Origin of the sequence: Pseudomonas sp. KSR10, assembly GCF_022355455.1 — a bacterium.
In the GTDB taxonomy this organism is placed as follows: Bacteria; Pseudomonadota; Gammaproteobacteria; order Pseudomonadales; family Pseudomonadaceae; genus Stutzerimonas; species Stutzerimonas stutzeri_E.
The window spans coordinates 1,234,531-1,258,049 of record NZ_JAKOEN010000019.1 but is presented as its reverse complement, the minus strand read 5'-3'; the positions used below and the strand labels follow the sequence as shown (position 1 = coordinate 1,258,049).

Sequence of the window (23,519 nt, the reverse complement as noted above, 5' to 3'; positions counted from 1 at the left end):
ATCCTTTTCTAGAGAGTACGCAGCGGTCGGCAGAGTTCCTTGCTGCGACTATCCGCTGCGTTCGATCAACTGACGAACCTTGGCCCCGAGCATGTCGATGCTGAAGGGTTTGGCCAGCATGTCCATGCCGGGTGCGAGGAACTCTCCGCGAACCTCGGCGTTCGGTGCGTAGCCGGTGATGAACAACACGCGTAGATCCGGCCGGTGCTGGCGGGCGACTTCAGCCAATTGTCGACCGTTGAGACCCGGCAGGCCGAAATCGCTGACCAGCAGATCGATGCGCTGATCGCTCTGTAGATGGGGCAGCGCGCTGGCGCCGTCCACGGCCTCGAGAACCTTGTAGCCCAGTTCCTGAAGCACCTCGACCACCAGCATGCGGACGGCGGCTTCGTCTTCCACAACCAGCACCGTTTCATTGGTCCGGGCGCCCTGGATCGCCATGGGCGTACTGCGAAGGTCCTCCTGCTGTTGCGTATGGATTCGATTGCGCGGCAGGAACAGGGTGATCAGCGTGCCCTGACCGGGCGTGCTGTCGATGCGTACATGGCCGCCGGTCTGCTTGACGAAGCCATAGACCATCGACAAACCGAGGCCAGTACCCTGGCCGATGGGCTTGGTGGTGAAGAACGGATCGAAGGCCTTGGCAACCACGTCAGCCGGCATGCCGCAACCATTGTCGGCCACACTGAGGGTGACGTAGTCGCCGGGTTCGGGACCGTCGGGTTGCGCACTGCTGATCTGTACGCAGCCGGTTTGAATGACCAGCCTGCCGCCGTCGCCCATGGCGTCGCGGGCATTGATTACCAGGTTGAGCAGGGCGTTTTCCAGTTGGTGCGCATCGGTGTAGGCCTGCCAGGGGTCCGACTGCAGATGGGTGTCGAACTGGATGTGTTCGGCCATGGTTCGGCGCAGCATGTCCTCCATCGACCGCACCAGCTGGTTGACGTCCACCGGTTGCGGATCGAGTGACTGGCGACGGGCGAATGCCAGCAAACGGTGGGTCAGGGCCGCGGCTCGGTTGGCCGAACTGGTCGCCGCATCGACATAGCGGTTGAGGTCGGTCAGCCGTCCGCTGGCGACCCGGCGCTGGATTAGGTCCAGCGCGCCCAGCACACCCGTCAGCATGTTATTGAAGTCGTGAGCGAGGCCGCCGGTGAGCTGGCCGATGGCTTCCATCTTCTGCGCGTGGCGCAGGGTTTCCTCGGCGCGCGCGCGCTCGCCCATTTCCAAGTGCAGCAGGTGGTTGATCTCCGCCAGCTCGCGGGTGCGCTCGGCAACGCGCCGTTCGAGGTTGTCGTTGAGCTCGCGCAGCGCTTCTTCGGCCGCCACCTGTGCGGTGATGTCGGTATTGGTGCCGAACCAGTGCGTGACCTGACCGAAGTCGTCGCGAATGGGCACGGCACGTGCGAGAAACCAGCGGTACTGACCGTCCTTGCCCCGCATCGGGAAGGTTTCCTCCCAAATCGAGCCGATGGCGACGGCGCGCTTCATCGAGGCGCTGACGCGTACGTGGTGATCGGGGTGATGCACCGACCGCCAGCCCAGCGCGCGCATGGCTTCCAGGGTGGTGCCGGTGTAGTCGTACCAGCGCTTGTTGTACCAGTAGATGCGTCCTGCCGGGTCCGCCATCCAGGCGAACTGGCTCATGTTGTCGGCGAGGGTGCGGAACTGCTCCTCACTGGCGCGCAAGGCGCGTTCGGCGCGCATCCGCTCGTCGGCGGTCCAGGCGCGGTCGGCGACTTCGCGGATAAAGGAAATGTCGTCTTCGGCCCACTGGCGCGGACGGTCCTGCAACAAGATCAACGCGGCGCTCAGGCGCCCCTGTTCGTGCAGCGGCACGCAGACCAGACTTTGTATGCGTCGCAGCCTCAGGCTTGCGGCCTGCGCGGCGGTGCGGGTGTCGTGCAGGACGTCATCCACCACCACCAGCTCGTCATTCTGCAGGTCATAGATGAAGTCACCGTAGTCAGCGAAGCACATATGCTCGCTATAGTCGCCCAACGCACCGTCGCTCCAGTAACGTTCGACGGTGGCGTACTGACCGCCGGGATCGACACTCAGGAAGGCGGCGCGGGTTACGTTGAGGGTCATACCCAAGGCGCGTACAGCCGCCGCGACGATAGTGGCGCTGTCTGGCTGTCCGCGTAGCAGGTCGCCCAGCTCCATCAGCACCGATTGCCGCTGCCCGGTTATCTGACGCTCCTGTATCTGTTCCTCGAGCAAGGCGTTCATGCGCAGCAACTTCAATTCTGCGTTGCGTTCGTCGGTGATTTCCCGGGCGGTACCGAGCAGGCGAATCCTGCCGTCGGCATCGAACAGCCGACGGCCGCGGTTGGTCAGCCAGCGGAATCGATCGCTGGCCTCGTCATAGACGCGGTAGTCGAGGTTCAACTCGCCGTCCCCGACGCCTTCCAGGGCGCTGCGGAAGGCATCGAGCAGGACGCGCCGATCGTCGGCATGGACCCGTGCGAGGAACTCGTCGACAGACAGTGCCGGCTCGTTCGGGGCGATCCCGGCGAGCGCCTTGAGCTGCGCATCCCAATGCAACGTGTTGCGCTCGAAGTCGTACTCCCAGACACCGATCGAGGCGATCTCGTTGGCCAGGCTGACCCGCTGCTCGGCCTCGAGCAAGGCTTTGCGCGCCCTCGTACGATCGGCCGCCGCACGGACGCGCTCGGCCACTTCGCGCACCAGCGAAATGTCGGCCTGGCTCCAGGGTCTGGGTTGGCGACTGGCGAACAGCAGGAAGGCGCAATTGGCGGGCAATCCCAACAATGGTGCCAGCAACAGGCTGCGGTAGCCGAGATGTTCATGCAGGGCGTCGCACTTGTCGCGGCAGCCGGCTTCGTCCAGCAGGTCTTCGAACGGCACGATAAGGCCCTGCGATAATCTCAGCCGCAGAATGTTTGCGCAGTCGCCAAGCGGATACGGCTCGGCGCGATTGCCGGTGTCCGGCGGCCAGTAGTGGTCGATGACCAGGCCGCCGTGCTCGTCGAGATGACCACTGGCGATGCACTCCACCGACATCAGCGGAGCCAGTTGCTCGGCCATGATGTCGGTCAGCTCGATACGGCCATCGGTGTCCTGAAGGTGGTCGCTGAGGTCCAGCAGATAAGCCTGCTGCGCCTCGCCGCGTGCGCGCTCGCTGATGTCGGTGAAGGTGCAGATGGCGCCTTGCAGGATCCCGTCGCGGTAGAGCGGTGCGACCCGGTACTCCACCGGCAGGCTGCTGCCGTCCTGTCGGAAGAATAGTTCATATTCGACATGCGCAGGCTCGCCGGTACTGGCGGTACGCTGGATGGGGCAATCTTCGACGGCGTAGGGCAAACCGTCCGGGTGGCTGTGGTGGATCACCTGATGCAGCTGCTGGCCAAGCACCTGATCCTTGCTGGCGAAGCCGAGCAACCTGACGAAGGCCTCGTTGCACAGGGTGACGAAGCCGCGGGTATCGACGGAATAGAAGCCCTCGCTGGCCGAGTCCAGCAGGCTGCGAGTAAACGCCTCGCTTTCCAGCCGCTCGGTCTCGGCGCGGCGCCGTTCGTGTATGTCTTGGGCCACCAGCACCCAATGCAACAGGCGACCGTCCTGGTCGTAGACTGGCGCGCCGGAGCCCTGGAACCAGCGCGGGCAACCGTCAGCAGCGAGCAGGGGCACTTCGAAGCTGCCCGACTTGCCGCTTTTCAACGCTGAGCTCCACTGCTGCAGCACTGCTTCCCGGTGGTCCGACGCGACGGCGTTGAGCCAGCCCCAGCCAGCCGACTCTTCGGCCGATAGCCCGGTGAAGTCGCACCAATAGCGGTTGCAGAAAATCAGCGAGCCGCTGGCATCGCACTGCCAGATCACCTGGGGACTGAGATCGACCAGTGCGCGGTAGCGTTTCTCAGCCTCGCGTACCGAGGCCGCGTAACCCGGCGAGCCCTCGTCTCGCGGGTCGTTCTCGCTTGTTGCGAGGGCATGGCGCGGCTCCAGCAGCGCCATCACCTGACGGGCCAAGGTTTGCAGGTACGCCAGTTGCCGCTCCGACAGCTGCTGCGGTTGGCTGTGCATCACGCACAGCGCGCCGAGCGACAGGCCTTGCGGGCTTTCCAGCGGCACGGCGGCGAAGAAGCCGGAGAGGCCCTCGGCGAGCGGCTCATCGGCGAGACTGGGGATCACCAATGGCTGTGAACGGCCGACTGCGCGGGCACAGAGCGTCCGGCTCGGCTCGTGGGGGTTGTCCTCGTTGCTGATGAAGCTTTTCAGCCACTGACGTTCACCGTCGATGAGTACGATGGCCGCGCTGGAGCAGCTGCACAGCTCCACCGCGAGCAGCGCCAGATCGTCGAACGCTGCTTCTGACGGACTGCCGATAATACGGTAACGGCCTAGCGCGGCCAGTCGGTCGGCCCCGCTCCCCGTGTTGTCTAGGTTCTCCGGGTTCACAATTTCTGCTCGGCTATCCATGGCGTCGAGAATGACATGCTCAGCCGTACGGCCCGAGCAATTGCGTGTAGCGGTGCTGCTTGTTCATCTGTTGGTGATTGCGGCTGCGAAAGATACTCTGGGTGGAATTTGTGGCAAGTAGACCTTGGCCTGCGGACAGTCTGCCAGTGCCGCCGGTCCGGTCGCAGGCCTGCGAACGCTCGGTCAGCCATCGCGTCGCGGCTATTGTTTGCCTGCGTCGGGCTGCGGTCCCTCGAGCAACCGTAGTCGGTCGGCAGCGAGCAGTGCGGCCAGCAAGTCGGGGTCGCGGTGATAGATATCCGGCCGGTAGCTTGCTTGTCCCGCGTTGTCCGCTTCGGCTGTCCAGTAGGCCAGAAGGATCGGAGTGGGTTTGGCCAGACCGAACTCGTGCGTCTGGCCCGTCGCGAGCAGCCGAGAGAAGCGCTCGTGTTCGCCATCGGCCAGCAGTAGATCGACCAATTGCATCACCGACTCGACGCGGACGCAGCCGGAACTGAACGCGCGTTGTGAACGGGCGAACAAGCCTTGGCTCGGCGTGTCGTGCAGATAGATCGAAAAGGGATTGGCAAAGCGAATCACCAGACGTCCGAGCGGGTTGTCGGGGCCCGCCGCCTGACGCAGCAGGATCCTGCCGGGACTGTTCCAGTCAACTTGCTCCGGATCCAGCGTGTTGCCCTGATAATCGAGTACTTGCAGGCCCTGCCGGGCGAGGTAGCCCAGATCCTCGCGGATCTTGGGCAGTTTGTCTTCGCGCAAGATAGTTGGTGGCACGGTCCAGGTCGGATTCAGGGTGAGGCGGGTGACAGTCGACTTGATCGCGGGGGTCTGCCGGGTGTCGCGACCGACCTGGCTACGGGCCTCCCAGCGTGGACGCTTGTCGCGGAAGTAGATGACCCGTCCGCCCGCAATGTCGACCAGCAGCGAGCGTGCTTCGATGTCGCGAGACAGCCAACGGAACCGTTCCAGGTTGATCTTCAGCTGATTCAGCCGGTCGCTCGGCGATGTGTTCAATGCGGCCAGCGTATCAGCGCCCAGCACACCGTCGTCCTGCAGTCCGTGGCGGGTTTGGAAGGCCTTGAGTGCCTGCTCGATGGGCGGGCTATAGCGTGTTTCGAGCGCTCCCGTAGCGACCACGTCGACGAGATAGCCATCGCTGGCCAAGCGCTGGCGCAGCAGCGGAACCCGAGGATCCGACATGCCGGGGCGCAAGGTCGGCCCCGGTGGGATCGGCAGCCAACGCTGCGCAGGTTCGGCGCGCAGGCGGGCATGCGCTTTGCGCAGATTGTGGTACTGCTCGAGCGCTGGGCGCGCCTTGTCGAAGGCCTGCTCGAGATGCGTCAGGCCGTCGTCGGCGATTGCCAGTAAGCGGGTGTCCGCTTCTTGTTGGGCCGCGGCGCTGGGGCTGCGCCAGACCGGCTCGAGACGATCCTGCGGCAAACGCCCTTGAGTCAGGTGCCGCAGCGCCAGCAGATAGGCGTGCGTGGCGAGAATGTCGCTGCACTCGCGATGCAACGGTTCGGTCGTGGCCGTCTGCATGGCATGACGAATGGCTTCGGGATGGTAAGCCGCGGGGTTCAAGCCGTCATCAACCAGTTCATGGAGCTGCCCCAGCAGTTCGTCGAGTTGCGCGTAGGAGGTCCACAGCGCAGCGAACTGGTGCCGGTGATAAAGCTCGGTCAGCGGTGGCAGAGCGCTTTGGTCGATCTGGGCGAGGGGACCCTCGCAGACGCTGGGCAGCACCTGCAGGGCGTTACGGATAGGGTTGTATGGCTCGCTGGTCGGTTGCGCCGACGCCAGAAAGGGTACGAACAACAGAGCGATAACCAGACGAAATGCATGTTTTTTGTACAACGCTTCACTCCCGGTCATCCCACCGACTGCTAGACTCCGCCGCAGATCCGCTGCGGTTTTGGGAAAACCAGACCCTTTCGGGCCACTACAAAATGATCTGTCAGACGAAGTGGGAGCCTGTCCGCTCCTGTCTGACCTGTTTCGCTGTCGCCTCCCGGGCCGCAGTGTGTGAGGCGCCTGTCAAAAGGGACGTTTGGCCTTGGCGTCGGTGAGGTAGTTCAACACATGATGGTTTCGTTCCGACGCCTTTGTCTTTTGGCAGGCCTGCTCCTGTCGACGCCGCTGCTTGCGGCCAGCCCTTCCTACCAGCCGATCGTGGACAGCTTGGTCCCACTGGCGCCCTCGCTCAACCCCAAAGTGCTTACGCACGCCGTCGCGGCCATGCAGTGCGCGGTCAACAATGGCGCTAACCCCGCGCAGCGACTGGCGGTGATCGATTTCTCGCTGCCGTCGTCGGAGCGCCGACTGTGGATCTTTGACCTGCAACAGCGCCGATTGTTGCTGGAAGATTATGTCGCTCATGGGAAGAAGTCTGGCGAAAACCTCGCCACGCGCTTCTCCAATGTGCTCGGCAGCCACCAGTCGAGTATCGGTCTGTTCCGCACGGCCGAGAGCTACAGCGGCAAGCACGGCTACTCGCTGCGCATGGATGGTCTCGAGCCTGGCGTGAACGATCTGGCGCGTGAGCGGGCCATCGTGATCCACCCGGCCGACTACGTGAATCCTACCTGGATCGTTACTCAGGGCCGTATCGGCCGCAGCCAGGGCTGCCCTGCGGTGCGCCCGGAAGTGGCGCGCATGGTGGTCGATAGCCTGAAGGGCGGGCAGTTCATGTTTTCCTGGTATCCCGATCAGGACTGGCTGCAGTCCTCGGCTTATCTGAATTGCGAGCCTGCGCGCGTGGCGGGGATACTGGCGGCGCGGCAGGGCTGACTTTACGGTAAGCAGGTGGGGGCGCGAACAAAGCATCGTCTGGCGTAGGGTGGATCACGCTTTATCGATCCACCGGGCGGTGTCTGTTGGATGCAAAAAGCGACATCCACCCTACGAGCGTCCAGCCCGGCCTATTTCTGCTCGCTCTGCGGCGTCACTCGCAGCACTTCCTCCAGCGTGGTCAGTCCCGCGGCGATCTTCTGCGCGCCGGACAGGCGCAAGCTGTGCATGCCGTCCTTGAAGGCCTGGCGGCGCAAGGCGATGAGGTCGGTATCGGCGGTGATCAGTGGCTTGATGGCGTCATTGAGCAGCATGATTTCGTAGACCCCAGCGCGGCCGCGATAGCCGGTGTCGCGGCATTCGATGCAGCCCACCGCCTGTTGTGCATTGCTCGGCAGCGGCGCGTTCCAGGGTTTGGTCAGGGCCTGCCAGTCATCGGCATCCAGCTGAACCGGCGCCTTGCAGTGCGGGCAGAGCGTTCGCACCAGGCGCTGAGCCATGACTCCGAGCAATGTGGCGCGCAGCAGATAGTGCGGCACGCCAAGCTCGAGCAGACGGGTAATTGCTGACGGTGCGTCGTTGGTATGCAGCGTGGACAGCACCAGATGCCCGGTGAGCGCCGCCTGGATCGCCATTTCTGCGGTTTCCAGGTCACGGATCTCGCCGACCATGATGATGTCCGGGTCCTGACGCATCAGTGCACGCACGCCGCTGGCGAACGTCAGGTCTATGTTGTGCTGTACCTGCATCTGGTTGAAGGCGCCCTCGATCATCTCGATCGGGTCCTCGATGGTGCAGACGTTCACCTCGGGCGTCGCCAGTTGCTTGAGCGTGGTGTAAAGCGTGGTGGTCTTGCCCGAGCCGGTGGGGCCGGTGACCAGGATGATGCCGTTGGGCTGGCCGGTCATGCTCTGCCAGCGGCGCAGGTCCTCGGCGGAAAAGCCGAGCTGATCGAACCCCTTAAGCAAGACCTCCGGGTCGAAGATCCGCATCACCATCTTTTCGCCGAAGGCGGTCGGCAGGGTCGACAGGCGCAGCTCGACCTCGCCGCCGTCCGGGGTCTTGGTCTTGACCCGGCCGTCCTGCGGTTTGCGCTTCTCGGCTACGTTCATCCGACCCAAGGTCTTCAGGCGGCTGACCACCGCCATCGCCACCTGTGGCGGGAACTGGTAGACGTTGTGCAGCACGCCGTCGATGCGAAAGCGCACCGTACCCTGTTCACGCCGTGGCTCGATGTGGATATCGCTGGCACGTTGATCGAAGGCGTACTGGAACAACCAGTCGACGATATTGATGATGTGCGAGTCGTTGGCATCCGGCTCCTGATCGCTGGCGCCGAGGTTGAGCAGCTGCTCGAAGTTGCCGGCACCGCTGACCTTCTGATCGGTCGCGGTGGCGCCGCTGACCGACTTGGCCAGGCGGTAAAACTCCACGGTGAAGCGCTGCAGGTCGACCGGATTGGCAACGACCCGCTTGATTGGGCGTTTGAGCACGTGGATGAGGTTGGCTTCCCAGCTCTTCACGAACGGCTGGCTGCTGGCGATGGTCACCGCCGAACTGTCCACCGCCACGGCAAGAATCTTGTGGCGCTGCGCAAAGGCGTAGGACATCAACGGTGTGACCGCGGCGACGTTGATCTTTAGGGGGTCGATGCGCAAATAGGGCTGTCCGGCCTGCTCGGCGAGCCAGACGGTGAGAGTCTCGAGGTCGAGTTTCTTGCCGGGCCGCGTCAGGTCGTCGAGTTGCTGGGCGCCCAGAAATTCCAGCGGATGCTGCTGAGCGTTCGCCGCGCTGCGCCGCAACGTCATGCATTGCTCGGCGGTTTCCTGTTGCAGCCGGCCCTGAGCGACGAGATCACGTAACAGGTCGTTGAGGTCGAGAAAGCGGTCCTGGGCGGGGGAATTCAACACGGACATGGGGCCCTTCGAGCAGGATGGAGACGAGGGCCAAGCTTGCCGTTAAACGCGCGTCCTGTCTGCCACGATGGTTCAACTTTGCGCAGTGTCGGCGCTTGACGAAAGATCGTTACGCAGCGTCCTATCACCCGATCGGCCCACGGTGGATCGGTAACTCGATCCACCGTGGGCTTGGCTCCGGCTTACTTCTGCAGCATCTTCCAGGCTTTTAGCGTCCAGACCGTATGCGTCTGGGCTACGCGGGCGTCGAGCAATTCATCGTCCAGCGGTTGCTGCGCCAATGCATAGAGCTTGGCCAGCTCACCGTAGAGGCGATCGACTTCCGGCAGGTCCAGGGTGGTACGGGCCAGATGCAACCAGACGAGCAGCCGCTCCATGCGTGGGCGCTGTTCGGCGAGGTCTTCGGGTTGCTGCTGATAGCGTTGCAGCTGCAGCGTTGCGGCTTCTTCGGCCAGCTGGCGTGGCAGCCAATTACCCAGCTCGGCTACGCCCTGGCGGTTGCCACGGTTATTGCGGCCAACTGTCCAGCCCCGTTGCAGCAACCACAGCGAGGCCTTCAGCGAGAACAGGCCCCAGCGCGGCTGCGCCAGTTCGGCGGCGAAGGCCTCGGGTGCGCTTTTGCGTGCGCTTTCGTCATCCTGCCCGGCTTCGACCCTCGGGCGCCATTCCTGGATGAGCGCGTCGAGCTGCTCGCGCAGCTCACGGCTGGTGGCACGCGGTGCGGCCTGGCCGAGGCTGCCGAGCAGGGCGCGTAGCTCGACCAATTGTTGCAGCCACTCGCCGAGCAGCTTCCAGTGGCCGTTGAAGCGGTATTGCTCGGCCAGCCGCTGGCTGTTGCCCAGCAGATGCCAGGCCAGCGCGGCGAAGGCGTCATCCAGCGGCATTGTCGCCTCGAGAGGCGGCACCGGAAGGCTCAGTGAGTAGCTGTCGGTGTCGTACAAGCGGTAGCCCCGCTCGGCCTTGCTGATATCGCAGGGCATCAGCGCCAGATCGGCCGCGAGCTCGGCGGCCAACTCCAGCAAGGCTTCAGGCTCGCCTTGGCGCAGCTCGAGCTCCAGCTCGCAGATCTCTTCGCTCTGCTTGCCAACGATGACCTTGCCCAAGTCCAGCGCCGCTTCGATGACCACCTTGGTCTTGCCGCGCCCCCAGGCGATTTCGGCTTTCTCGCGGACGAAATCGGTGGTGAAGATCGGCTTCAAGGTCTTCTTGTCCAGCTCGGCGAGGCTGGTGGGCCAGCAATCGTCGGTGAGCTTTTTGGTATCCAGCTTGGCCTTGTCCAGGTACCAGTCCCACTCGTTGCGTTCGGACAGCCCGGCCACGCTCTGGCCGCGGCTTTTCAACGTCTGGATGAACTGCTCGCCGTCGCGACGCAGGCGCAGCGCGACTTTGGCCTGAGCAAGCTCGCGCGTGGGGGTGTCGAAGTATTGGTTGAACAGCTCATGCCGCTGCCAGCCGCTCTTGTTGCGCTTTTTCAGCAGCGGGTGATCGCGTAGCGCCAACAGGGTTTCGCGACTGGCGCGCAGTTTGATTTCGGTTTCTTTCTGCATGGTGCCGAGATGATGCCTATGTTTGAGTGTGACCTACGTCACTTGGTAGCGGCCCTTTGAGGTCATCCGTATACTTGCCGCCTTCTGAAGCCGGGGTGCTCCCTATGCCAATCAATCCTTTCGTCAGCCTGTTCGGACGCTCGCCCATCGGTCCGATGCAACAGCATATGGCCAAGTCCCACGAATGTGCCGCCAACTTGGTACCGCTGTTCCAGGCGATCACGGCCGAAGACTGGGAACGAGTCGAACAGATCCAGAAAGAGATGGCCCGACTGGAAAACGAGGCCGACAAGCTCAAGAAAAGCGTTCGTCAGCACCTACCCAAAAGCCTGTTTCTGCCGGTTCCGCGTTCGGATCTGCTGGAGCTGCTGAGTGTACAGGACAAAATTGCCAACCGTGCCAAGGACATCGCCGGGCTGATGCTGGGCCGTTGCATGACCATTCCGCCGGCCTTGCAGCCGGAGATGATGGCCTTCGTGCAGCGCAGCGTCGACGCCAGCTGCCAGGCACTCAAGGCACTCAAGGAGCTGGATTCGTTGCTGGAAACCGGCTTTGCCGGCCGTGAAGCCACACTAGTAGAAAAAATGGTCGAGGAGCTCGAGGAAATCGAGCGCGAAACCGACCGCATGCAGATCACGGTGCGCCGTGCCCTGTTCAAGCTGGAAAAGGAATTGCCTCCAGTCGACGTGATGTTCCTCTACAAGATCATCGAATGGATCGGTGACGTAGCTGACCGTGCCGAGCGAGTCGGCAACCGTCTGGAACAATTGCTGGCGCGCTGAGGCGCCAGCGTCTTTTCTGGTTCAACAGGTAATTCCTTATGTCCTTTATCGCGGAATACGGCTTCGTACTGCTGGTGCTCGCCTGCGCTTTCGGTTTCTTCATGGCCTGGGGCGTGGGCGCCAACGACGTGGCCAACGCCATGGGAACCTCGGTGGGTTCCAGGGCGCTGACCATCAAGCAGGCCATCATCGTCGCGATGATCTTTGAGTTCTGCGGTGCCTACCTGGCGGGCGGCGAAGTCACCGAAACCATCAAGAACGGCATCGTCGATGCGGAAGTCATTTCGCCGGATCTAATGGTGCTGGGCATGATGTCAGCGCTGTTGGCGGCCGGCACCTGGTTGATGATTGCCACCATGAAAGGTTGGCCGGTTTCCACCACGCACTCGATTATCGGTGCGGTGATCGGCTTTGCCGCGGTCGGCGTGTCCACCGATGCGGTGCACTGGGACGCCATCGGCCCCATCGTGGCGAGCTGGGTGGTGACGCCGATGCTGTCCGGCATCGTCGCTTTTGGCCTGTTCATGAGCGTACAGAAGCTGATCATCAACACCGATGATCCCTTCATCAACGCCAAGCGCTTCGTGCCGCTGTACATGTTCCTGACCGGTTTCATGGTTGCGTTGATGACGGTCACCAAGGGCCTCAAGCATGTCGGCCTGACGCTGAACGGTGGTCAGGGCATCCTCTTGGCGTTCGCCATCGGCGTGCTGGTGATGCTGGTCGGGATCGCACTGCTGTCGCGCATCAAGGTCGACGTCGAGGCTGATCGCACCTTTCACTACGCCAGCGTGGAAAAGGTCTTTGCCGTTCTGATGATCTTTACCGCATGTTCCATGGCCTTCGCCCACGGCGCCAATGACGTGGCTAACGCGGTGGGTCCGCTGGCCGCCGTGGTGGGTGTTATTCAGTCGGGCGGCGCGGCGGAGATTGCCGCCAAGTCGGCGGTGCCGGGCTGGGTGCTGCTGCTGGGCGCGGTCGGTATCGTCATCGGTCTGGCTACCTACGGTTACAAGGTGATCGCCACCATCGGCAAGGAAATCACAGAGCTGACCCCTAGTCGCGGGTTCGCCGCGGAACGGGCGACCGCCACTACGGTAGTTGGTGCCTCCGCCATCGGCCTGCCGGTTTCCACCACCCATACCCTGGTCGGCGCCGTCCTCGGTATCGGCATCGCGCGTGGTATCGGCGCACTGAACCTCGGCGTGGTCGGTTCGATCTTCATGTCCTGGCTGATCACCCTGCCTGCCGGCGCGATCCTCTCGATCATCTTCTTCACCATCCTGCAGGCGATCTTCGTCTGATCCGGCCCGTCGCCGCAGTTTTTGCTTCTTAGGTAAGGCTGCGGCGGCGCGTTTCATGTTTCACTGGGTGCCTTCTCAACTGTCTTTCAGGAGGTCGCCCGTGCCCATCCCCTCGCTCAAAGACCAGTTCGCCGCTCTGATTGCCGCGCCTTCGGTGAGCTGCACCCAGGCGCATTGGGACCAGACCAATCGTCCGGTCATCGACCTGCTCGCCGGTTGGCTGGGCGACCTCGGTTTCACCTGTGAAACGCAGGAAATCTCGCCCGGAAAATTCAATCTGCTCGCCAGCTACGGCACCGGGCCGGGCGGACTGGTGCTGGCCGGGCACAGCGATACCGTGCCCTTCGACGATGAACTGTGGACGACCGATCCGCTGCGGCTACGCGAAGCCGACGACCGCTGGTACGGCCTCGGCAGTTGCGACATGAAAGGTTTCTTCTCGCTGATCATCGAAGCTGTGCTGCCATTGCTCGATCAACCATTCAGGCAACCATTGCTGATCCTGGCGACCTGCGACGAGGAGAGCTCCATGGCTGGTGCCCGCGCGCTGGTAGCGGCCGGCCGGCCGCTGGGGCGGGCCGCGGTGATTGGTGAGCCGACGGGGTTGCGCCCGGTGCGCCTGCACAAGGGCATCATGATGGAGGGCATCGAGATTCACGGGCAGAGCGGGCACTCCTCCAACCCGGCCTACGGCCATAGCGCGCTGGAGGCCATGCACGACGTCATGGGCGAGCTGCTGACGCTGCGCCGCGAGTGGCAGGGGGAGTACAACAACCCGTTGTTCGACGTGCCGCAGCCGACGCTCAATCTGGGTTGCATCCACGGCGGTGACAACCCCAACCGGATCTGTGGCCAGTGCTCGCTGGAATATGACCTGCGCCCGCTGCCGGGCATGCAGCCGGAGCAGCTGCGCGAGGCGATTGCGCAGCGCTTGCGCCCGGTGGCCGAACGACACCAGGTCAAGATAGACCTGATGCCGCTGTTCCCCAGTGTGCCGGCCTTCGACCAGCCCGCCGAGGGGGAGCTGGTCAGGCTGGCCGAGCGGCTGACTGGCCATGCCGCCGAGGCAGTGGCCTTCTCCACCGAAGCGCCTTATCTTCAGCAGCTTGGCTGCGAAACGCTGGTGCTCGGCCCGGGCGATATCGCCTGTGCACACCAGCCAGACGAATACCTGGATCTCGACAGAGTCGAACCCACCGTGAGGTTGTTGCGCGCAATGATCGAGCACTACTGCCTGCAACCGGCGAGCCGAGGATAGGGGCAGGTTCGGCGATCCTAGAATCGCAGCATGGATCTGCTCCCTTCTTCCCATCACTCGACCCGGCATTCCGGACTGAACAAGCGGTTACCTAAGGCTTCTGCAATGCACAATTACGTCACCTGGCTTCGCGACTCATCGCCCTATATCAACGCGCACCGCGACCGTACTTTCGTGGTCATGCTGCCGGGCGATGCCCTGGAACATCCTAATTTCGCCAACATCGTCCACGACCTGGTACTGCTGCACAGTCTCGGAGTGCGCCTGGTGCTGGTGTTCGGTTCGCGCCCTCAGATCGAGGCGCGACTGGCCGCGCGGGGCATTGAGCCGCGTTTCCACCGCGACCTGCGCATCACCGACTCGGCGACGCTGGAATGCGTGATCGACGCGGTCGGCCATATGCGCATCGCGCTGGAGGCACGGTTGTCGATGGACATGGCCTCCTCGCCAATGCAGGGTGCTCGGTTGCGCGTCGCCAGCGGCAATTTCGTCACCGCGCGCCCGATAGGCGTGCTCGACGGCGTCGATTTCCACCACACCGGCGAGGTGCGTCGGGTCGATCGCAAGGGCATCGGCCGGCTACTGGACGAACGCACCATCGTGCTGCTCTCGCCGCTGGGCTATTCGCCGACAGGGGAAATCTTCAACATCGCCTGCGAAGACATCGCGACCCGCGCGGCTATTGACCTGCAGGCCGACAAGCTGGTGCTCTACGGTGCCGAGCGCGGACTGCGCGACGAGCTGGGCAAGCTGGTGCGCGAGCTGCGCCCGCAGCAGATCCCGGCCTATGTGGAGCGGCTAGGCAGCAGCTACCAGGGCGAGCTGCTCGACGCGGCGGCGCAAGCCTGCAAGGGCGGCGTGCGGCGCAGCCATGTGATCAGCTACGCCGAGGACGGCTCGCTGCTCAACGAACTGTTCACCCGCGATGGCGGTGACGGCACGCTGGTGACGCAGGAGCAGTTCGAGCAGTTGCGTGAGGCGACCATCGAGGACGTTGGCGGGCTGATCGATCTGATCACACCGCTCGAGGAGCAGGGCATTCTGGTGCGGCGTTCACGCGAAGTACTGGAACGCGAGGTGGAGCAATTCACCATTGTCGAGCGCGATGGACTGATCATCGCCTGCGCCGCGCTGTATCCGATCGCCGACTCCGATTCCGGCGAGCTGGCCTGCCTGGCGGTGAACCCCGAGTACCGCCACGGGGGGCGCGGCGACGAGTTGCTCGAGCGCATCGAGGCGCGGGCGCGCAAGCTGGGGCTGAAGACTCTGTTCGTGCTCACCACCCGCACGGCGCATTGGTTCCGCGAACGGGGCTTCGAACCCAGCGGGGTGGAGCGATTGCCAGCGGCGCGGGCTTCGCTCTACAACTTCCAGCGCAACTCGAAAATCTTCGAAAAGACGCTGTAGACCCTTGGTGGCATCCATCACCCAGATGGGTGCCGCTCTGGCTGGCGCTGGTTCTGACCTACGGCCGCTCGCGAACGGCCGTGGGGGCTCTGCGCAATTGCGCTATGCCGGCGTCAAGCAGGTCAGGCTGCACTGGTAGTCCTCGACGAAACTGTCGAAGTCCTGGGTGTCACTGGCTTCCATCTCGGCCTGTTGAGCCAGTGAATCCTGTGCCGTTGTGTCGAACCACGTCATGTCGGCTTCGGGCAAGGCGTTACTGCGGAAGTAATCGGCGTGCTGGCGCGTCTGGCGCAGGGCGAACTGGCTGAAGCTTTCTCCATTACGCTGCAGCGCTTCGAGGACTCGCGCCGAGGGCGTCAGGCTGCTGTCGACGACCTTCGCCTGTTGCTCGGCCACCGCGTGGGCATGCTCGACGCCTCCATGGCTGCGATCCAATAGCGCGGCGACTTGACCGATCTCGGCGATCAGCTCGCTGGCCCAGCTATGCAGGGTGACGTTCTCGCCGCGCCGCTGCAGTTCCAGCCCGGGCTTGCGGCCTTCCTTGACCACCTTCAGGAAATTGTCATTGCTGGCACTGCACTCGCCGTCGACCAGGCAGGGGCTCTGCTGCAATGCGCAGAACAGCAGGAAGGCATCGAGGAAGCGCGCTTCAACGACGTCGATGCCCAGCGGCAGGAAGGGGTTGATGTCCAGACAGCGCACTTCGATGTACTGAATGCCCCGTGCTCGTAACGCATGCAGCGGGCGTTCGCCGGTGGCGGTGACCCGCTTGGGGCGGATGTTGGAGTAGTACTCGTTTTCGATTTGCAGCACGTTGGTGTTGAGCTGCTGCCAGTTGCCCTGGGCGTCCTTGGTGCCCAGTGCCGCATAGGCCGGGTAGGGCGTGGAAACCGCCTTGTGCAGACTGCTGGTGTAGCTGGGCAGGTCATCGTAGCAGGGCGTCAGACCGGCCTGGGCGTTGCTCTGGTAGCCCAGGTCGCTCATGCGCAGGCTGGTTGCCCAAGGCAGGTACAGGGTGTCTTCGTCGAGCTGATCGAGCTGGTGTGACCGACCGCGCATGAAGCTCGCGTCCAGTGCCGGCGAGGCGCCGAACAGATACATCAACAGCCAGCTGTAGCGGCGGAAATTGCGGATCAGCGCGATATAGCGCCAGGATTGATAGTCCTGCTGCGGGCGGTCGTCGCCCTCGTCGGCCTGGAGTACCGACCACAACGACTCGGGCAGCGAGAAGTTGTAGTGAATGCCGGCGATGCACTGCATGGTCTTGCCATAACGCAGCGCGAGGCCTTGCCGGTAGACATACTTGAGCCGGCCGATGTTGGAGCTGCCGTATTCGGCGATGGGAATCAGCGGCTCTTCCGGCAGGCGGCCGGGCATCGACGGGCTCCAGAGAAACTCGTCATCGAGCTTGCTGTAGGTGTAGCGATGGATCGCGTCCAACTCGGCCAGTGTCCGCTCCGGATCGGTCTCGGTGGCCGTGATGAACTCCAGCAGCGCCTCGGAGTAATCGGTGGTGATCTTCGGATGCGTCAGCGCCGAGCCCAGCGCGCGGGGATGCGGCGTCATCGCCAGCTCGCCATGAGCGTCAACGCGCAGGCACTCGCGCTCGATCCCATGCAGGCATTGCGAAAGCAGCGGAAGGTTAGTGTGCTCGGCCAACAATGCCAGGCGGTGGGAGAGGAGGTCGCTCAAGTTTGGATTCCTTCACGCATCAGTCGGCACAATATGGGGCGGTGAGCGACAAGCTTCAAGCCACAAGAGAGGGCTCGGTGTGCTTACTTGGCGCTCGTAGCGTGTTGCTTGCCGCTTTTAGAGGCAGGCGAAGGTTGATTGCGCCTTGGCCACCAGCTTCTCGCCCTGATGTACTTCGGCTTCCAGCACCTGGGTGCGTCGCCCGCCATGCACCACCCAGGCGCGACAAAGCAGCTCGCCGTCCGTCACCGGGCGGATGTAGTTGACCTTGCATTCCAGGGTCACGCTGTTCGGCGAGCCATCGCCCAGGCTGTGGCTGGCCTGGCCCATAGCGGTGTCGATCAGCGAGAACAGCGCACCGCCGTGCAGCTTGCCGTGCAGGTTGCGCAGGCCGTCATGCATCTTCAGGCTGAGAAGGGCTTCGCCGCCTTCCGCCTTGAGAATCTCCAGGCCTAGCAAGCGCCCGAAGGCGCTGCTGCTGCCGATCGCCTCGGCTTTTGCGGTCATTGCTTATTTCCTAAGGTTCTTGGCGTTGGCGAACAGCGCGGCCATAGCGTTGTTGGCCGGTGCCGGCTTGGTATCCGGCTTGCCCGGCTTGCGCTCGCCACGCGCCTGGCCGCCACGGTTGTTGCCACCGCCGCGCATGCTGTCCGCTTTCTCGCCGGGCGTGTCGCTCATTCGCATGGACAGGCCGACGCGCTGGCGTGGGATGTCCACCTCCATGACCTTCACCTTGACGATGTCGCCGGCCTTGACCACTTCGTAGGGATCCTTGACGAACTTCTCCGATAGCGCGGAGATGTGCACCAATCCGTCCTGATGCACGCCGATGTCGACGAAGGCACCGAAGTTGGTCACGTTGGTCACCACGCCCTCGAGCATCATGCCCGGTTGCAGGTCGCTGAGCTTTTCCACGCCTTCCTGGAACTCAGCGGTCTTGAACTCGGGTCGCGGGTCGCGGCCGGGCTTTTCCAGCTCCTGCAGGATGTCGCTGACGGTGACCAGGCCGAAGCTTTCATCGGTGAACTGCTTGGGGTCGAGACGCTTGAGGAAAGCCGAGTCGCCGATCAGCGAGCGGATGTCGCGACCGGTGTCCTGGGCGATGCGCTTGACCAGCGGATAGGTCTCCGGGTGCACAGCCGAGGCGTCCAGCGGGTTCTCGCCGTTCATTACGCGCAGGAAGCCGGCCGCCTGCTCGAAGGTCTTGTCGCCCAGGCGCGGGACTTTCTTCAGCTCGCTGCGGGATCTGAACGCGCCATTGGCGTCGCGGTAGGCGACGATGTTCTGCGCCAGGGTGGCGTTCAGGCCGGAAATCCGCGCCAGCAGCGCCACCGAGGCGGTGTTGACGTCGACGCCGACAGCGTTCACGCAGTCCTCGACCACCGCATCCAGCGAGCGCGCCAGCTTGAGCTGGGACACGTCGTGCTGGTACTGACCGACACCGATGGCCTTGGGCTCGATCTTCACCAGCTCGGCCAGCGGGTCTTGCAGGCGGCGCGCGATGGATACGGCGCCGCGGATCGAGACGTCCAGGTCGGGGAATTCCTTGGCGGCCAGTTCCGAGGCCGAATACACCGAAGCGCCGGCTTCGGAGACCATTACCTTGGTCAGCTTGAGCCCCGGCACCTGCTTGATCAGGTCGGCGGCAAGCTTGTCGGTTTCGCGGCTGGCAGTGCCGTTGCCGATGGCGATCAGGTCGACGGCATGTTTGGCGCAGAGCTTGGCCAGCACCGCCAGGGTGCCGTCCCAATCGTTGCGCGGGGCGTGCGGATAGACCGTGGCGGTGTCCAGCAGCTTGCCGGTGGCATCGACGACGGCCACCTTGCAGCCGGTACGCAGGCCCGGATCGAGGCCCAGGGTTGCGCGCGGGCCGGCCGGCGCGGCCAGTAGCAGGTCGTGCATGTTGCGCGCGAAGACACCGATGGCGTCGTCCTCGGCCTTGTCGCGCAGTTCGCCGAGCAGGTCGGTCTCCAGATGCGTATAGAGCTTGACCTTCCAGGTCCAGCGCACCACCTCGGCCAACCACTTGTCCGCCGCGCGGCCACGGTTGGCGATGCCGAAACGCTCGCCGATCATCACTTCGCCCGGGTGCATGGTGCCCGGCGCCTCGTCTCCCACTTTCAGGCTGACGCTGAGCACGCCTTCGTTGCGACCACGGAAGATCGCCAGCGCACGATGCGACGGCGCGCTCTTGAGTGGTTCGTCATGTTCGAAGTAATCGCTGAACTTAGCGCCTTCGTTCTCTTTTCCCGGCACCACGCGCGCGCTGAGCGTGGCGTTGTGGGTGAGAAAGTCACGCAGCTTGGCCAGGAGGTTGGCGTCTTCGGCGAAGCGCTCCATGAGGATGTACTTGGCGCCTTCGAGCACCGCCTTGACGTCGGCAAAGCCTTTCTCTGCGTCGACGAAACGGCCGGCCTCGCTTTCCGGGTCGAGCTCCGGATCGGCAAAGATCGCATCGGCTAGCTCGCCGAGGCCGGCTTCCAGGGCGATCTGGCCCTTGGTGCGGCGCTTCTGCTTGTAGGGCAGGTAGAGGTCTTCGAGGCGGGTCTTGGTGTCGGCGAGGTCGATCTCGCGCTTCAGTTCGGGTGTCAGCTTGCCCTGCTCTTCGATGCTGGCGAGGATCGAAGCGCGGCGGTCATCCAGCTCGCGCATGTAGCGCAGACGCTCTTCGAGCAGGCGCAGCTGGGTGTCGTCCAGGCTGCCGGTGACTTCCTTGCGGTAACGGGCGATGAAGGGCACGGTGGAACCTTCGTCGAGCAGCGCCACGGTGGCGGCAACCTGTTGCGGGCGCACGCCCAGTTCTGCGGCGAGGCGGGAATTGATGCTGTCCATTGAATGTCCTGCGGGCGGAAATGACGGCCGACCGGCCAGAAAAGCCGGCAAGTATAACTGCCGGCGCTCTGGCTGGGTCGGTTACCGCGTCGTCATCTGAAGTCAGCGTAGGGCAGCAATGGCTCGACGGGCAGGGCAAGATCGCCTCGCCATGGCGCGAAGCTGTAGCGCAGATAGAGCATGGCGCGGCTGGGTGCGTATTCGTCGCTCTGCAACAGGCTGAGCCCACCGCCCAGCACGAAATGATCGCTGAGCCGCCGTTCGAACAGCCCCTGCAGGCGATAGCTGAGTCCACGGCTGGTCGACCCTTCGCTGGTCTGGGTGGCCACCTCTGAATCGATCGCGGCCACCTTGTCCCGCAGCGCCGCCAGCGGATAGTCACGGCTGCCGCTCGATTGCGATACGGACCAACCGACGCTGCTTTCCAGCAGCACGGACCAGTCCTGGTTGCGCCAGGCGTAGCTGATCGGCACGCTGATGGAATTGTAGTTCTGCGGACTCCAGTAGCCGCCCTGGCCGAGAGTATGGCCGCTCAGGTCCTTGTCGTAGCCGAAGTGGATGAAGGTCAGGCCCGTGCGGACGCGCTCGTCGGGGCGGTCGACCAGTTTGTAGTAGTAGCCGGCCATGGCCGTGAGACGGTTGTTGCTGGCGACGTTGTCGCCGAGCAGCCAGTGGTAACCCAGCGACGACCACAGACCATGCGCGCCGCCCTCGTCCCAGCTCGTGCCCAGGCTCATGCCGTTGGCGGTGACCGAGCCCCAGCGGGTTCCGATTACCGGATCGCGAGCGCCGCCGTAGGACAGCAGCGAGTTGCTCATTGGCCGCCGTGACGCACTGAGTGACATGCCGATGGGGCCGATATCTCTTCTACCGGTTACGCCGCCGTAGAAATTGTCGATTTCGAACCCTTCGGTCAGGCCCAGATCCGCCTCCAGTCGCTCATCGCGCCAGCCCCCGGCCAGCAGCGTTGCCGTGCCGCGCTGGCTCTGGCCCGCGCAATCGTCGCGTGCCCTACAAGCGCCAAAGAAAGCATCTTCTTCCAGCTTGCCGGCATCCAGCGCCAGGCGTTCGGCGCGCAGGAAGCTGCGGCCGTTGGCTACTGGGGTTTCCAGGTGCAACAGGGTGGTGTCGGTGAGCAGCTCGGAAATGCCCGGGGTGCCATCATCGTTACGCCAGCCGTGGTCGTGCTGCAGCGTTAGGGTGGTGTCTTGCTGCTGGTGGAGGGCGGCGGTGTCACTGCGAAGGCTGCGGATCAGCCAGTCATCTGCGGCGTTCTGCCGGGTGGCCTGGGTCAGTTCGGCGGTGCTGGCGGATTCTGCCAGCAGGTCGGCATCAATCAGTGCCTGCCGGTAGTAAGCCATCGCCGCGCTCGGATCGATCCCGGCAACAAGCCGCGCGGTGTCGCGCCGGATCAGCGGATCGGGGCGCTGCAGGCCTGCCTCCAGCTGTTGAAGCATCTGCCGCGCCTTGTCCAGCTCACCGACCTCGGCCCAGCTGTTGGCCAGGCGTCGATTGGCGTTCCAGTCATTCTCGGTTAATGCGGGCGGGGTTGTTCGTAGCGCCTGTCTGGCGGCATCCGTTTGGCCCTCGGCGAGCAGAAGTTCGATGCGCATCAGGCGCGCTTCCGGGTGAGTCGGGTCGATGTGCAGTGCGCGTTCGACATAGGGAGAGGCGACCGCGGACTCGCCGCGTATCACCGCCCAATCGGCCAGCACCAACAGATCGTCCACGGAATCGCCGTGCGTGCGCAGCCGCTTCTGCATCAGCTCGACGGCCGCCGCCTCACGGCCGGTGGCGCGTAGCTTGTCGATGCGGGACATCAACTCCCGCCGCTCGAGGCGCGTCGCCAGGGCGTGCATGTCTTCGTCCCAGTCGGACTCTTTGATGCGATGCAGGCTGGCGAGCGCCTGGGCATCGCGCTGTGCACCGGACAGATAGAGCGCGTGGGCGTAGCGCGCGCTGGGATCGTCGGCCTGCCGCTTGAGCAGGTCGTCGAATACCCCATCGGCTTCGATAAAGGCTTGTTGCTGCCGTAAAGAGCTGGCTAGTCGATAGGTCAGCCAGGGGTCGGCTGGCGCCAAGCTGCGGGCCTGCTTCAGTGCAGTGATCGCCGCAGGCTGGTCGCCGCGTTCCAGCGCCTGTTCGGCGAGCAGGCGATAGCGGGCCAACAGTAAACCATTGCGCATCTCGGCGAAGGAATTTCGTTGGCTGGCTCCGAGCGTTTCGATGAACGCCAGCGCGCGTTCTGGCGATTGCGCCTGATACAGGCGAAGCAGTCCGCGGATCGCGCTGGCGTTGCCCGGCTCCCGGCTGAGCAGCTGCTGGTAGCCGGCTTCAGCGTCGGCAAGTCGATTTTGCGCTTCGGCGACTTGTGCCAGCCCGAGCTGGGCGAAGGGGTTGCTCGGTTGTTGCTTGAGGGCGCTGGCGTACAGCGACGCCGCTTCCTCAGTCCGCTTTTGCTCGAGCGCCTGGTCGGCTTTTTCGAGCGTGAGCCAGTAGCGGGTCGAGACGATCAGGTCGTTCCACTTGCTCAGATTGTCGATGTCTTCTTCGTGTTCCTTGGCGCGGCCGAAATACACCAGCGCCTCTTGGCGATGGCCCGGCCGCATCAGCGCCAGGCCGAGGCCGCCCAACAGCTCGGGGTCGTTCGGATAGCCGCGCAAGGCCTGCCTTAACTTGGCTTCGGCGGCCGCGTCCTGCGAGCGATCGAGCAGGTGCAGTCCCTCTTGCCCGGCTCGCCAGTATGGATCGGCCAGCAGCCGCTGGCTTCGTTCCAGATTCGATCGCGCATCGGTGGCAAAACGGCCGGTGGGATAACGCTGAAGGAAGCCGGTCCAGGCTTTTATGCTGGTGTCGTCGATTCGCCGGGTCGCGAGGTATTCGAACTCGCGTTGGGCTGCCGCATCGGTCGCGGCCGGGTTGCGTCCCAGCTCGGCCAACAGAGCGAGGGCCGCCGTGTCCTGTCCATCTTCGAACAGCAGGTTGGCCAATAGCTGACGAGCGGGTGGATTGCCCGGGTATTGCTCGTCAAGGCGGCGTAGCGCGTCGATCGCCAGCGAACGCTGACCCGGCTGAGCGCTGCGCACACGCCAGTACTCGACTGCTAGTTCCAGCGTCGGCGGTTTGTCACCATAGAGCGCTCTAAATCCTTGCAGTGCGTCTTCTGGCCTGCCCGCCATGGCTGCCAGCCGGGCCTGCTGCAGTTGCTGCTGCCCGGCCTCACGGCTCAATGAGTAGAGAACGCGTCCAGCTCGCTCGGCCTCGGTGCCGGCCGCCGACCGCTGCAAGCGCAGTTGCAGCGCTTCCACCTGTTGCGGGTTCCTCTGACGCAGGGCGAGTCGCATTTCGGCCAGCAGCGCACGCGCATCGCCAGGGGCAACGCGCTGTAGACGCGTCAAGGCGTCATGAACCAGTTCGTCGCGGCTCACCGCCTCGGCGGCGCGGATCTGGGCCAGCAGCCATTCGGCCTGCTCTGCCCGGTCCGCCGGTACCTGTGCGTGGCACCACACCGGGAGCAGTGCCGCGAGCAGCAACAATCGATAGCTGCGCATCGG

General features: G+C 63.9%; 13 protein-coding genes. 5 read left to right on the top strand and 8 right to left on the bottom strand.

The window, feature by feature from the left end:
- Window positions 1–48: 48 nt before the first annotated feature.
- Together MCB86_RS14605 and MCB86_RS14600 are read right to left on the bottom strand one after the other, a co-directional pair.
- The gene (locus MCB86_RS14605; RefSeq protein WP_239611327.1) at window positions 49–4,422 is read right to left on the bottom strand and encodes a PAS domain S-box protein; all 4,374 of its coding nucleotides are present in this window, start codon (window positions 4,420–4,422) and stop codon (window positions 49–51) included.
- Between the two features lie 222 nt (window positions 4,423–4,644).
- Entirely contained in the window at window positions 4,645–6,294 is a 1,650-nt protein-coding gene (locus MCB86_RS14600) for a L,D-transpeptidase family protein (RefSeq protein WP_239611326.1), read from the bottom strand.
- Window positions 6,295–6,519: 225 nt separating this feature from the next.
- Between MCB86_RS14600 and MCB86_RS14595 the strand changes: the two genes are divergently transcribed.
- Window positions 6,520–7,227 carry a murein L,D-transpeptidase catalytic domain family protein gene (locus MCB86_RS14595; RefSeq protein ID WP_239611325.1) on the top strand — a complete coding sequence of 236 codons (708 nt, stop codon included), beginning with the start codon at window positions 6,520–6,522 and terminating at the stop codon, window positions 7,225–7,227.
- Window positions 7,228–7,358: 131 nt separating this feature from the next.
- Here MCB86_RS14595 and MCB86_RS14590 read toward each other — a convergent pair whose 3' ends face one another.
- Window positions 7,359–9,143 (bottom strand): GspE/PulE family protein, encoded by a 1,785-nt coding sequence (locus tag MCB86_RS14590; protein WP_045164193.1) that lies wholly within the window; start codon window positions 9,141–9,143, stop codon window positions 7,359–7,361.
- Window positions 9,144–9,325: 182 nt separating this feature from the next.
- Entirely contained in the window at window positions 9,326–10,690 is a 1,365-nt protein-coding gene (locus tag MCB86_RS14585) for a CYTH domain-containing protein (protein WP_239611324.1), read from the bottom strand.
- A 104-nt stretch (window positions 10,691–10,794) separates the two neighbouring features.
- Between MCB86_RS14585 and MCB86_RS14580 the strand changes: the two genes are divergently transcribed.
- The 4 genes from MCB86_RS14580 (at window position 10,795) to argA (ending at window position 15,441) form a co-directional block, all read left to right on the top strand.
- Window positions 10,795–11,472, top strand: coding sequence for a TIGR00153 family protein (locus tag MCB86_RS14580; protein WP_045164191.1), 678 nt, complete (start codon window positions 10,795–10,797; stop codon window positions 11,470–11,472).
- 38 nt (window positions 11,473–11,510) lie between these two features.
- Entirely contained in the window at window positions 11,511–12,776 is a 1,266-nt protein-coding gene (locus tag MCB86_RS14575) for an inorganic phosphate transporter (protein WP_239611323.1), read from the top strand.
- Between the two features lie 100 nt (window positions 12,777–12,876).
- Window positions 12,877–14,034: an acetylornithine deacetylase gene (argE, locus tag MCB86_RS14570; RefSeq protein WP_239611322.1), complete on the top strand. Its 1,158-nt coding sequence runs from the start codon at window positions 12,877–12,879 to the stop codon at window positions 14,032–14,034.
- Window positions 14,035–14,139: 105 nt separating this feature from the next.
- On the top strand, window positions 14,140–15,441 hold the full coding sequence (gene argA / locus MCB86_RS14565) for an amino-acid N-acetyltransferase (RefSeq protein WP_045164188.1): 1,302 nt from the start codon (window positions 14,140–14,142) through the stop codon (window positions 15,439–15,441).
- 102 nt (window positions 15,442–15,543) lie between these two features.
- Here the strand turns inward: argA and gshA are convergent, their stop codons facing one another.
- The 4 genes from gshA to bcsC form a co-directional block, all read right to left on the bottom strand.
- Window positions 15,544–17,133: a glutamate--cysteine ligase gene (gshA, locus tag MCB86_RS14560; protein ID WP_239611321.1), complete on the bottom strand. Its 1,590-nt coding sequence runs from the start codon at window positions 17,131–17,133 to the stop codon at window positions 15,544–15,546.
- A gap of 117 nt (window positions 17,134–17,250) precedes the next feature.
- Window positions 17,251–17,640 carry a PaaI family thioesterase gene (locus tag MCB86_RS14555; RefSeq protein ID WP_045164185.1) on the bottom strand — a complete coding sequence of 130 codons (390 nt, stop codon included), beginning with the start codon at window positions 17,638–17,640 and terminating at the stop codon, window positions 17,251–17,253.
- A gap of 3 nt (window positions 17,641–17,643) precedes the next feature.
- Window positions 17,644–19,965, bottom strand: coding sequence for a Tex family protein (locus tag MCB86_RS14550; protein WP_239611320.1), 2,322 nt, complete (start codon window positions 19,963–19,965; stop codon window positions 17,644–17,646).
- Window positions 19,966–20,057: 92 nt separating this feature from the next.
- Window positions 20,058–23,516, bottom strand: coding sequence for a cellulose synthase complex outer membrane protein BcsC (gene bcsC / locus MCB86_RS14545; protein ID WP_239611319.1), 3,459 nt, complete (start codon window positions 23,514–23,516; stop codon window positions 20,058–20,060).
- Between the last annotated feature and the right edge of the window lie 3 nt (window positions 23,517–23,519).

Bases quoted from the DNA above. Each gene is read 5' to 3' on its own strand.
- MCB86_RS14575 (WP_239611323.1), top strand. From the start codon at position 11,511: ATGTCCTTTATCGCGGAATACGGCTTCGTACTGCTGGTGCTCGCCTGC.
- MCB86_RS14580 (WP_045164191.1), top strand. From the start codon at position 10,795: ATGCCAATCAATCCTTTCGTCAGCCTGTTCGGACGCTCGCCCATCGGT.
- argA (WP_045164188.1), top strand. From the start codon at position 14,140: ATGCACAATTACGTCACCTGGCTTCGCGACTCATCGCCCTATATCAAC.
- MCB86_RS14550 (WP_239611320.1), bottom strand. From the start codon at position 19,965: ATGGACAGCATCAATTCCCGCCTCGCCGCAGAACTGGGCGTGCGCCCG.
- bcsC (WP_239611319.1), bottom strand. From the start codon at position 23,516: ATGCGCAGCTATCGATTGTTGCTGCTCGCGGCACTGCTCCCGGTGTGG.
- MCB86_RS14590 (WP_045164193.1), bottom strand. From the start codon at position 9,143: ATGTCCGTGTTGAATTCCCCCGCCCAGGACCGCTTTCTCGACCTCAAC.
- MCB86_RS14595 (WP_239611325.1), top strand. From the start codon at position 6,520: ATGATGGTTTCGTTCCGACGCCTTTGTCTTTTGGCAGGCCTGCTCCTG.
- MCB86_RS14555 (WP_045164185.1), bottom strand. From the start codon at position 17,640: ATGACCGCAAAAGCCGAGGCGATCGGCAGCAGCAGCGCCTTCGGGCGC.
- MCB86_RS14585 (WP_239611324.1), bottom strand. From the start codon at position 10,690: ATGCAGAAAGAAACCGAAATCAAACTGCGCGCCAGTCGCGAAACCCTG.